The organism is Bythopirellula goksoeyrii (assembly GCF_008065115.1).
In the GTDB taxonomy this organism is placed as follows: Bacteria; Planctomycetota; Planctomycetia; order Pirellulales; family Lacipirellulaceae; genus Bythopirellula; species Bythopirellula goksoeyrii.
Genome location: NZ_CP042913.1, coordinates 6,405,052 through 6,416,033, shown reverse-complemented (window position 1 = coordinate 6,416,033; position 10,982 = coordinate 6,405,052). Strand labels below are relative to the sequence as shown.

10 protein-coding genes are annotated in these 10,982 nt (G+C 53.6%); 4 read left to right on the top strand and 6 right to left on the bottom strand.

Features of this window, described 5'->3' with window-relative positions; all coding sequences use genetic code 11:
- Positions 1–3: 3 nt before the first annotated feature.
- From Pr1d_RS26830 to Pr1d_RS25430, 3 genes are all read right to left on the bottom strand, one after another.
- The gene (locus tag Pr1d_RS26830) at positions 4–225 is read right to left on the bottom strand and encodes a glycoside hydrolase family 130 protein (RefSeq protein ID WP_148076161.1); all 222 of its coding nucleotides are present in this window, start codon (positions 223–225) and stop codon (positions 4–6) included.
- A gap of 422 nt (positions 226–647) precedes the next feature.
- The gene (locus Pr1d_RS25435; protein ID WP_148076160.1) at positions 648–845 is read right to left on the bottom strand and encodes a hypothetical protein; all 198 of its coding nucleotides are present in this window, start codon (positions 843–845) and stop codon (positions 648–650) included.
- A gap of 56 nt (positions 846–901) precedes the next feature.
- Positions 902–1,306 carry a tetratricopeptide repeat protein gene (locus Pr1d_RS25430; protein WP_148076159.1) on the bottom strand — a complete coding sequence of 135 codons (405 nt, stop codon included), beginning with the start codon at positions 1,304–1,306 and terminating at the stop codon, positions 902–904.
- 94 nt (positions 1,307–1,400) lie between these two features.
- Between Pr1d_RS25430 and Pr1d_RS25425 the strand changes: the two genes are divergently transcribed.
- The gene (locus Pr1d_RS25425) at positions 1,401–1,583 is read left to right on the top strand and encodes a hypothetical protein (protein ID WP_148076158.1); all 183 of its coding nucleotides are present in this window, start codon (positions 1,401–1,403) and stop codon (positions 1,581–1,583) included.
- Positions 1,584–1,626: 43 nt separating this feature from the next.
- Here Pr1d_RS25425 and Pr1d_RS25420 read toward each other — a convergent pair whose 3' ends face one another.
- The 3 genes from Pr1d_RS25420 to Pr1d_RS25410 form a co-directional block, all read right to left on the bottom strand.
- On the bottom strand, positions 1,627–2,142 hold the full coding sequence (locus tag Pr1d_RS25420) for a hypothetical protein (RefSeq protein ID WP_148076157.1): 516 nt from the start codon (positions 2,140–2,142) through the stop codon (positions 1,627–1,629).
- A 347-nt stretch (positions 2,143–2,489) separates the two neighbouring features.
- Positions 2,490–3,593: a pyridoxal-phosphate-dependent aminotransferase family protein gene (locus Pr1d_RS25415; protein ID WP_148076156.1), complete on the bottom strand. Its 1,104-nt coding sequence runs from the start codon at positions 3,591–3,593 to the stop codon at positions 2,490–2,492.
- 211 nt (positions 3,594–3,804) lie between these two features.
- On the bottom strand, positions 3,805–4,611 hold the full coding sequence (locus tag Pr1d_RS25410) for a PhzF family phenazine biosynthesis protein (protein ID WP_148076155.1): 807 nt from the start codon (positions 4,609–4,611) through the stop codon (positions 3,805–3,807).
- A gap of 291 nt (positions 4,612–4,902) precedes the next feature.
- On the opposite strand from Pr1d_RS25410, the gene Pr1d_RS25405 reads away from it, so the two are divergent.
- The 3 genes from Pr1d_RS25405 (at position 4,903) to Pr1d_RS25395 (ending at position 10,982) form a co-directional block, all read left to right on the top strand.
- Positions 4,903–7,605 carry a hypothetical protein gene (locus Pr1d_RS25405; protein ID WP_148076154.1) on the top strand — a complete coding sequence of 901 codons (2,703 nt, stop codon included), beginning with the start codon at positions 4,903–4,905 and terminating at the stop codon, positions 7,603–7,605.
- A gap of 16 nt (positions 7,606–7,621) precedes the next feature.
- On the top strand, positions 7,622–8,290 hold the full coding sequence (locus Pr1d_RS25400; RefSeq protein ID WP_148076153.1) for a class I SAM-dependent methyltransferase: 669 nt from the start codon (positions 7,622–7,624) through the stop codon (positions 8,288–8,290).
- Positions 8,291–8,381: 91 nt separating this feature from the next.
- Positions 8,382–10,982, top strand: coding sequence for a PSD1 and planctomycete cytochrome C domain-containing protein (locus Pr1d_RS25395; protein ID WP_148076152.1), 2,601 nt, complete (start codon positions 8,382–8,384; stop codon positions 10,980–10,982).

Genomic DNA, 10,982 nt, shown 5'->3' with positions numbered 1-10,982 from the left:
ATATCATTTTAAGGCTTCCATTAATTCACTTTGTGAAAATTCAGCAACTGCGATACAGGTATCAGCGGCACCGTAGTACAACGGCAGCGAATCTCTTGATTCGATCAGTGCCGTGGGAAACACCAAATTGGATAAGTTCCCTGATAGTTCGAAGTCAGCCGAGGAGTGCATGTTCGGGCAGTGAGTTCGTTGCAGGATGCGAGACGGAGGGTGTCTGTAATGCATGGGTCTTCAATGCCGTATACAACTAATAACGACTCTGGCCAGCAGGACTATTTCAGAATCAATCTTGACCCCACCGGGATTGAGAACACCAATCACGTTGAAATCATTAGCAAACGGTTCCAGATTTTCTGGTCGAAGGACAACTTGTTCCCTCAATCGTCGAATCATCGAAGTAAAACTCCAGACGCAGCTACCGTTTCGTTGGCGTTCTTGACCATTTCAACTCTTGCCCTTTTATCGGCAGCCAATTGTAGCCGTCTCGGCTCGTCCGCTTGCGAGACTGAGCACTGGGGATGGACACCGGTCGGCGAGTACGATGAATGACCACATACTGGACATGTTTTTGCTTTGGATGGACTCGCGAGAGGATGTGGTTTCTTATTGTTCATAGATGTTCCAGAATGCTCGTGGATAGATGGGCTTCAACGCTTTTTCTTAGAGCCCGCAGGCTGATTTATGTGGCGTATTTCATCGATCTCCGTTGCAAATCGCAATCGCAACGGACTTTCCGAAGGTAGCTGGCCTACAAGTGTCTCAGCTTTGGCAAGCAATTGAGTGGTAATCGACTTTCCTTCAAAAATCTGCCGCCACTTTCGCGTGGCATCAGTCTCATTCATCATCGGTTGATCTCCTAGGTGTTTATGGATCCTGGCAGGTTTATTCGAAGTGAATAGGTTTACATCGGTGAGTCCGGGCTATTCTTCTCTCGAACCCCTTCCTCGGGGTTCGCTGCATCGCGTGGGTTTCTTGAGTCAGGGCGATTGGAACTGCGTTGCATTCTGACGAGCTTTCTGCGCGCTTCGGTTCTAACTTGTTCTGTCGCACCAGGCATCTCTAATACTTTTTGTAGTTCCTCCACGGCTTGCACTTCGCACGAGGTGGCACAGTGAACCAGTGCTCGGTTGTAAAGAGCCATTGCACGTATACTGGAGGGAGCATGCGCCATTTCGATCACGCGCGTGTAGTCAGCAATCGCCAACGCATTGTTTCTTAGTCTGGCATACATCATCCCACGACGATAAAGCCACGACGCGTGAAGTTTCGAGATAAGCGGTGATTCTAGTAAGTTGAATTGCGGCATTGTTTCGACTACAGCTAGCTAATCTTGCCACCTTGCGGCGCAACTATCGGAGTTCCGCTCCTGGAATCGCAGACAATAGGCTTACTAATTGTCTATGCGAGAGTTGCGAGCCATAAGCAACCCAAAAGATGCACTGGGGCGGACTCCAGCTACTTTGCATCGGCTCGCTCGTTTTGAAGACAAAAGCATTGCTCAATCTCAAGAGAATCTCACGAGCGAATTCAATGCTATCGACACGGATGCGACAGGCGAAACCTTCGTCTTTGATCGAAACTGAGAATGGTTTTACGAGAGACGTGAGATTTGATCCTTCACAAGCTTTAACACTTGGCAGACGATTGCTTTGTTCGTCCTGCCTGTAGTTCTTTAGATCTTGCTGATACCGGTCGGAACGGCATTCCTTCTGCAAGCTCGTAGCGTTCGGCTCGGACAAACCACAGAGCCAATCCACCCGTGTTATGGGCCGGGACATGCGAAGACGCCTCGGCGCGGACTCCTAGGGAGCCCTTCTTACCAGTTTTCTTCCAACCGCGGCGTTGCATGATGATACGTACGAGGACGCCAATCGCTTGCCGCAATCGTTGAGTTCGTTGTGCATGGATTTCCGAGAGAAACTGGTTAATAGCTGGTAAAGATTCAAGTTCACGCACTACTCCCGCCATAGGAGCACGATCGTGGTGAATTTCGGATTCTTCCATCCGTCGTTGACGGTTCTCATCACTAAAAAAGGTGAGCATTTCTTCGAAAGGTTGCTCAGGGTCGTTTAGCACATCGGCGAAGGTTCTTCCCTGACGGTCCGCGAGGAATTCATCCCGGGTAATTGTGACTTTCGACATATATGTGGAACTCGCTAGGGTCGTGTGCGTAGAGGGTTTTGCAGATACATATATTGTAGCTGCAAAACCTGACTGTTCAATGGGTTTCCTGTTGATTTTCTGCAATTATGGTTAGGTGACCCCTCAGTTGTAGCGGTATTGCAAGCTTTGCAACGCTGAGAAACTTGCTTGTGAGGTTCGAGGACCTGCCTTCAAGTTGAGGTTTTTTTGCAAGCCGAGCTGCAAATTGGGCCGGCAGTCAAAACTTTCAAGAAAATTGGATGAGTTTTAGCAAAGCATGTCGACTTGCTGCGGGACGAATAATTGGACTGATCGAACGAGCGAACCGCGAACCCAAGGCCACCCAGTCATTGTGGAACCACGGCATCGAGTGCGGTGACGATTCTTTGCACACATTCTTCGCGGGCGCCGTGGCCCATGAGACCGATGCGCCAGCACTTGCCGGCCAGGTCGCCGAGGCCGCTGCCGATTTCCAGGTGATGTTCCTCTAGCAGTCTACGTCGGATGGCTGCCTCGTCTTCGATTTCTGTGGGGACGTTCACGAGGTTGAGCATCGGAAGTGAATTCTGGGGGTCGGAGGCGTAAGTGTAGCCGCGGTTGGTCAGTTCCGACTTTAGCGACTCGTGCGCCTGCTGATGGCGGGCGAAGCGGTTTTCCAGGCCCTCGTCGAGAATGATTCGCAATGCCTCGTGCAAGGCGTAGTTCATGTTGACGGGCGCCGTATGATGATAGGCACGGATGCCGGTCCAGTAGTTTCCCACTAAGCGGAGATCGAGATACCAAGAGTTGACGGTCGTTTTGCGATGATTGAGTTTGTGCATTGCACGTTCGCTGAGTGTGACCGGCGCCAGGCCGGGGGGGCACGACAGACACTTTTGTGTTCCTGAGTAAGCGCCATCCACGCCCCATTGGTCGATCTTCACTCTCAGGCCACCCAACGAGGTAACGCAATCCATCAGCAGGAGGCCGCCATGTCGGTGGACCGCGTCGCCCAGCCGATCGAAGGGCTGCAGTGCGCCGGTGGAGGTCTCAGCATGGACCAGCATCACGATGTTTGGTTTTAGCTCGTCGATGGCGGCGACCACTTCGTCTTGATCGAAGACCTGTCCCCACGGTGCGGTGAGATTGTGTACCGTTCCCCCTGCGCGGCGTGCCTTTTCTGTGAGGCGCTGACCAAAGACCCCGTTGATTCCGATCAGGCAGATGTCGCCCGGCTCGACGAGGTTGTCCATGAGCATTTCGGCCCCGGCCGAGCCAGTGCCGGAGCAGGGGAGTGTCATTTCATTCTCGGTTTGAAAGACTTGCTGGAGCATTTCGCGGATCTCGTTCATGATCCGCATGAACTGGGGATCCATGTGTCCGATGCAGGGGAGTGCTAGTGCAGCGAGGACAGATTCCGGCACCGGCGAGGGGCCGGGGCCATGGAGATAACGCTGGGGCACGGAAGGCATAGGTTTTTCTCAAGAAAAGGATGCTATTCTAATAATCGTCTGCACATGTTTTATACGAGACAATCGAGGAGGATGCAAAGCGGGCAACAACGAGGGATTGCGTTCTCTCGGTGTTGGGGAAATGAACCACCGAGTGCGCTGAGGACGCAGAAGAGCTGGCACAACTCGATATCTTGCATGAGTTATCCGTCGCAAAACCCAGATCCTGGCACTAGCACGGAACAGCTTCGAGTTCACCTCGCCAGACGGTGACAGCCTGGCCTCCCAAGATGACCCGGTTGTCAGCGACGCGCACTTGAACGACTCCTTTCCGCCGCGAGGCTTGCAACGCCACTAGCTCACGTTTTCCTAGCTCGGCAGCCCAGTAGGGTCCAAGGCAACAATGTGCCGAACCGGTGACGGGGTCTTCATCGATGCCTACGGCCGGGGCAAAGAACCGAGACACAAAATCGTAGCTATCGTCGTCCGACTCGCTGGTGACAATGGTTCCTCGTGTGGGAATTGATTTCAGTTTGCCGAAATCGGGCTTGAGAGAGCGGACGGTCTCGGCTCGATTGACAACGATCAAGTGGTCCATTCCATTCTTGCGGACTTCAACAACGGACTCCAAGCCCAAGGCTTCCAACAGGCCTTCGGGTGGCTCGGCGTTGAGGGATGGTTTTGACGGGAAATCCATCTCGATGGTCTCGTCTGTTAGCCGGCACGTGAGGACGCCGCTTTGTGTATGAAATCGGATAGGCTCCTTGCGGCTATGAAGGTCTGCAGTCCAGAGTGCATGCGCCGAGGCGAGTGTCGCATGACCGCACAAGGACACCTCCACCTCGGGAGTAAACCATCGCAGGCTGTAGTCGTCGGCTTGCCGCCTTACAAACGCGGTCTCGGAGAGATTCATCTCGTTGGCGACGGCTTGCATCCACTCAATAGGAGCATCACAATCAATCCAACAAATGGCGGCAGGATTCCCACTAAAAGGAACTTGTGTGAAGGCGTCGATCTGCCAGCATGGTATCGCAGTCATCTTGTGTTTTCGTTGGAGTTAAAGTGGAATTGTTCTGGCAAGACACAGTGAGTGGGAGTGCAGTTCACTGCGAGGAAGACCTGCCGGGCGTAGCCCGGCGGCTAGGGTGTGAGGGGGACTATTGCTCCCGAAAAACACGTGATTTTGCTTGACATCCACGTCGTGCTAGGTTCCATACACCAGTTTACAAGGATAGTGATATATTAGGAATTCACAGGATAATGGTGTAGAATAAACTGGCTGTGGAATCGTCGTAACGCCTAGCTTAATCTTTTCATTGCAACCAGCCACATGATGTTTCAGCTGCTTCGATCCCTCTTTGCTTGGACGATACTGTCCGTTGTGTGCCAAACTTCATGGGCACAGTTCACAACGACACTCAACATCCCACCTGATGTGGCACCCAGTCAGATCGATTCCGATACGCAACTCAACTTGGGTGATGGCGGAGTAACTTCCAATGGATTTAGTGCCGGCAATCCCAATGGATCCAGCACCAATGTGGAGATGAATATCACCGGCGGAACCGTGGGACGGGATTTCGCTGCCCGTAGTGGTTCGGTGGTGAATATGAGCGGCGGCTGGATGGGTCGTTCCTCAGACGCATTTTCAGGGAGCACCTTTAACTTTTCGGGAGGGACAATCGACGAGGTCTTCGGCGCACGCTTTGGCAGTAATGTGAGATTGAGCGGAGGTGTGGTGTACGATGGTTTTCGAGGATTTGGCGGGAGCCAAGTCGCTATCTATGGAGGCGACTTCCGAATTGATGGCGAGCCGATCATTGGTTTAGAGAGCATCGGCGACACTTTGCAGTTTGATCCTCCTGATGGTTCTGTCCTGAGCGGAACGTTTATGGATGGCAACCCGTTCGCGTTTCTGATCTACGGGGACGAGTACCAATGGATCAGCAACGACAAATTCTACCCCGGAGTGCTGACTCTACATGAGGCGGCAGTACCTTCGCCGGGGCAAACTTTCATTACCGCCTCGATCGATCCTGTGCCGAAAGGCATTCGCGATGGTCAAACAGTCGTTGTTGATGCGGGGGGAGTGGTTGGCGAAAGTTTTAATATGGGACAGAATAGCTCCCTAATTGTCCAAGTAGGGGGCATTGTCGCTGAAGAACTCGAAGCGATTGATGCCTCGATCACGATGACAGGAGGCGTGATCGAGCGGTATGCAAAACTAATCGGCGGCGAGATTGCAATCTCTAGTGGAACCATCGGTACCTTCTTCGAAGTTCGCAATGGGACGACTGTCGATTTGACGGGGGGCAGTATTGATACCCATTTTACCCTGTTGACGGACAGCACGTTGAACATCAACGGGGGAACGGTTGGCGACTATTTCCGCGCGGGGCACTCTTCGGGGGTGAGTACGAAAGTGGTCGTGAATCTCGAAAAAGGATCGATCGGCCGCTACTCGCACGCTCATGCGGGAAGCACGATCAATCTCATGGGGGGAACGATCGCTCAAGATTTTACTCTTGAAACGGGGGCCACGCTGAACATCTTGGGTGGTTCGATTGGTCGCGATCTGGAGGCCCTGCCGGGGAGTGTGATTAACCTGTCGGGGGGAGCGATTGGATTTGGGTTGGATGCCTACGACAGCGAAGTGAATGTTTCCGGCGGCACGATCAGCAGCGCGTTTGCCGCCCATGGCAACACAACGGTCAACGTGACCGGAGGCTTTCTCTACGGGAGTTTAGCGGCCATTGATACGAGTACGATCAATCTCTCAGGCGGCACGATTCAAACCGATCTCTACGCTAACAGTGGCAGCACCTGGAATGTCTCTGGCGGGGTGGCGGGGCATTACTTCGAAGCGCGAAACGGGAGCAGAGTGAATTTCATCGGTGGTAGCTTTGGTGGCAGCTTCGACGCATTTGCGGGAAGCGAAGTTCACCTGTCGGGTGGAGAATTTCGTCTCGACGGCGTACCCTTCATTCCCGATGGCGTGACGCCGCTTGCTGCTCTTCAAGGAACGCTTAGCGGTACGTTGGCCGACGGTACACCGTTCGTGCTTTCTCCCCAGAACTTCGACAGTTTGGCGGCGGGAACGACAACTCTGCATGGTATGATGCTTCCCTCTGTCGGGCCGTCGCTGATACTGGCATCCACAGATAACGTTCCTAGTGGAATCCGCGGTGGTCAGACATTGATCGTTGATAGCGGTGCGACCCTTGCCAGTCACTTCAACGCCGGATGGGGGAGCACATTGGTAATTGAAGAAGGCGCTACGGTGGGATGGAATCTTGAAGCGGCGGGGGCAAACGTTATCGTTGCCGGGGGTGAGACAGCAGCCCTAGAAGCCTACTTCGGGACCACGGTCGTGGTGAAAGGGGGGAACGTTGTTGATCTGGATGTTTATGATGGAGCAACAGCTGAGATTTTAGCGGGAACGATTGGCTCTCCCTTGAAAGTACATGCGGGGGGCACGATTTCCCTTTTAGGTGGAACACTAGGCGATCAGTTGTTTGCGGAAGAAGGAAGTAGTGCCCATCTATTTGGTACGGAGTTTCTGGTCGATGGAGTAGACATCAGGGACATGCTCGAGGAAAACGTTCCTTTCACCTTGGAAGATCGAGACGTGACTCTGAGCGGACTACTGGCGGACGGTTCACCTTTTAGTTTCGATATTCAAGATGAGGCTTATTTTCCCTTCATACATTTTCATTCCGATGCTTTGTTGACCCTCACTTTGGTTTTGCCCGGTGATTTCAATAGCGATGGCAAAGTGGACGAAGAAGACTATTCGATCTGGCAAGGGGCGTATGGTGCTACTATAGCAAGTCGTTTTTCTGGTGGGGATGCCGATGGTGATCATGACGTCGATGGCAGAGACATTCTAATTTGGCAGCGGCAGTTGGGCATTGATATCAACTCCATGCGTGCTTCGCAAGCGGTCCCTGAACCGCCGTCATTGGTGATACTGGCTTGGGCGGTAGTGGCGTGGGGTACATGGAAGACCGGCCGGGCGTTGCCCGGCGGCTAGAGGGGGTGAGTGGGGAGTGAATGGTGTAACTCAGGAGCAGGTTGTCGCGGGGCAGGCGGTTTATTCGCCGCGGACGCTTTCGATTTATGACTGGGTGGTGTTGGGGTTCTCGAATCGTCTGGTTTGGCGGTGCCCGACGTGGCGATTGCTCGAGCATTACAACCAGCACGTTACATCGAATCACTTGGATGTGGGAGTGGGGACAGGGTACTTTCTTGATTGCTGCCAATTTCTCTCGGCCGACCCCCGCATTGGATTGATGGATCTTAACGCGAATGCCTTGGCGTATGCTGCGGAGCGGATTGCGCGGTACCGACCGGAAACTTACCGCCAGAATGTGTTGGAAACCATTGAAGCTGAGATGCCCAAGTTTGATTCGGTTGGCGTCAACTATCTGCTGCATTGCCTTCCTGGCACGATGGATACCAAAGGAGTAGTTTTCGATCATCTGCAGGCTGTGATGAATCCGAATGGAGTGCTATTTGGTTCGACACTATTGCAAGGGGGCGTACCGCGAAACTTTCTGGCGAAGCGAGTGATGCGATATTACAACCAGCAGGGAATTTTTTCCAATGATAAGGATGATTTGGATGGAGTGAAGAAAGCTCTTGGAGCACGATTTGCAGAGGTATCGGTTGAAGTGCTGGGGTGTGCAGCTGTGTTTGTGGCGAGGGGAGTACGCTAGTAGGGATGCTTGGAGGTAGAGTTTGCGGGGAGCGAGGAATTCATTAAAATAAGAGGGTCCCCCCCATTCCTCCTGCCTGGTCAAACATTGCATGTGTCGGCTTGTCGCAAGAATTCTGTTCGTTCCTTGTCTGGTATTGAATTGTGGACTCGGGGCAAGCGCCGACGAATCTTCGGTAGGCATCGAGCTGTTCGAGAATCGAATTCGGCCAGTACTCGTCGAATCATGTTTCCAATGCCATTCGGTCGATGCCGACGAAGTCGAGGGGGAGCTGACGCTGGATAATCGCGCAGCCGTACTGCGCGGCGGACGATCTGGTGCGATAATCACACCGGGCGATCCTGCTGCTAGTCGGCTGCTTCGCGCTCTTCGTTATGACGATCCTCAGCTGCAAATGCCTCCGGAGGGAAAACTGCCGGAGGCGGTGATCGCTGATTTTGAGCGGTGGATAGAACTCGGTGCACCTGATCCTCGGGACGGGAGCGCGGCTACTCTGGAGACGATTGCCTCACGTGCCGAGTTGCACTGGGCATTTAAGCTGCCGGTGCGACCTGCTCTGCCAGATCTGGAAAATGCGTGGGCAACCAACTCGCTCGATAAACTGATTTCGGCGGAGCTAACTCGAGCTGGTCTTTCTCCAGCAGCTCAGGCTTCGCGCGGTGAACTCATTCGTCGCCTCTATTTCGATCTGGTGGGTTTGCCGCCCAGTTGGGAACAGGTGCAAGCATTTGAAGCGAACGATTCGCCGGATGCCTATCACAAATTGGTCGACGAATTGCTTGACTCGCCGAAGTTTGGCGAGCGTTGGGCGCGGCATTGGCTCGATGTGGCCCGGTTTGCTGACACCAAGGGTTATGTGTTCACAGCAGATCGTAACTTTCCTAACGCCTACAAGTATCGTGACTGGGTGATCGGGGCTTTCAACGACGACCTGCCGATCGATCAGTTTATGATGTACCAGATCGCGGCCGATTCCCTGATAAAGGGGGATGAAGAGCGGCAGCACTTGGCGGCGCAAGGGTATGTCACGCTTGGTCGAAGGTTTATCAACAATCCGCATGACATCATCGCCGACCGCATCGATGTGGTATTTCGAGGGATGATGGGAATAACTGTCGCTTGTGCGCGGTGTCATGACCATAAGTTCGATCCGATCACGGATGAAGATTACTACGCACTCTACGGTATGTTCGCCAGTTCGGAAGAGTTGCAAGATGAGGATTTGCCACTGCGATTGGTGGACAAGGCCAAGCCACAAAACGTGGGCGTATTCATTCGAGGTAATGCCCAGAATCGTAGCAAACCGATCGCGCGGGGATTTCCGAAATTTTTCACAGTTTCAGCGCAGCCCGTAACCTCTGGCAGTGGCAGGTTGGAGCTCGCGCGAGCGATCGCCAGTCCCGAGAATCCGCTAACGGCGCGGGTATTTGTGAACCGGGTGTGGGGACACCTGTTTGGTGAGCAGCTTGTCGGCACGGCAAGTGATTTCGGGCTCCGTAGCGATATTCCTCGGCAGCAAGCGGTGCTCGATTTGTTGGCCACTGATTTCATGAGCAAAGGTTGGTCGCTCAAGTGGCTGGTGCGGGAATTGGTCACCTCGAGTACCTATCGCCAATCCTCGCAGGCTGACCCCGCTACGCTGGCCGCCGACCCCGAGAACCAGTTGTGGGGTCGGATGAATCGGCGTCGGCGTGACTTTGAGGCGCTGCGTGATGGATTGCTTGCAGTCTCGGGGCGTCTGGAAGAGCGAGTAGGAGGTGAGTCGGAGCGGATTGATACCGAAGAGGGAGGAGCGCGGCGCTCCCTTTACGCCCACATCGATCGACAGAATCTTCCTGGAGTGTTCCGTGCCTTCGACTTCGCGAGTCCCGACACTCACTCGCCGGAGAGGGCGCATACCCTCGTTCCTCAGCAAGCACTTTTTTTACTCAATAATCCGATGATGCAAATAGTAGCCCGGGACTTGGTTTCGCATTTAACTTCTGACGAGCCTAGCGAGCGAATTGCGGAGCTCTATCGCCGAGTGTTGACGCGAGAACCGAGCGCAAGCGAAATAGAACAGGCCCTAGTATTTCTCAATCGAGGTGATCCTCAGCCCTTGCCAGCCGACGAATGGAGTTTCGGCTACGGCAAAATCAAGTTAGTCAGCAATCGTGCCAACGTGGCGATTGTGCCCCTCGCGCACTTCGTCGAAAACCGCTGGCAGGCGAAAAACGAGTTTCCGGAACAAGAATTCGGGTACGTCTCGGTGACACCCGAAGGAGGGCATCCCGGCAACAAGAGTGATTGTTGCTCGATACGGCGCTGGACGGCACCGGAGGGTGGCAAGTTGTTGATCACTGGCGAGATTGAGCGTCCCAGTGAAAATGGGGATGGGATCGAGACGACGATTGTTTCTTCTCGGCTTGGAGTGATTGCCAGTTGGATTGTCGAGCAAGGCAAAAAAGTGACTCGCGTTGAGTTGCCGGTGGTGGAATCTGACGAGACGATTGATTTTGTCGTGGGTTGCCGAGGCAATGCAGGTTGGGATACTTTTCAATGGAAGGTTGCGCTTTCCTTGGAATCAGGCTCAGGGATGCAACATTGGTCGTCGCAGCAAGATTTTCATGGCCCACAACCTGAGCCGCTCGATCTGTGGACCCAGTTTGCTCAAGTGCTGTTGGTATCGAACGAGTTCCTGTTTATCGACTGA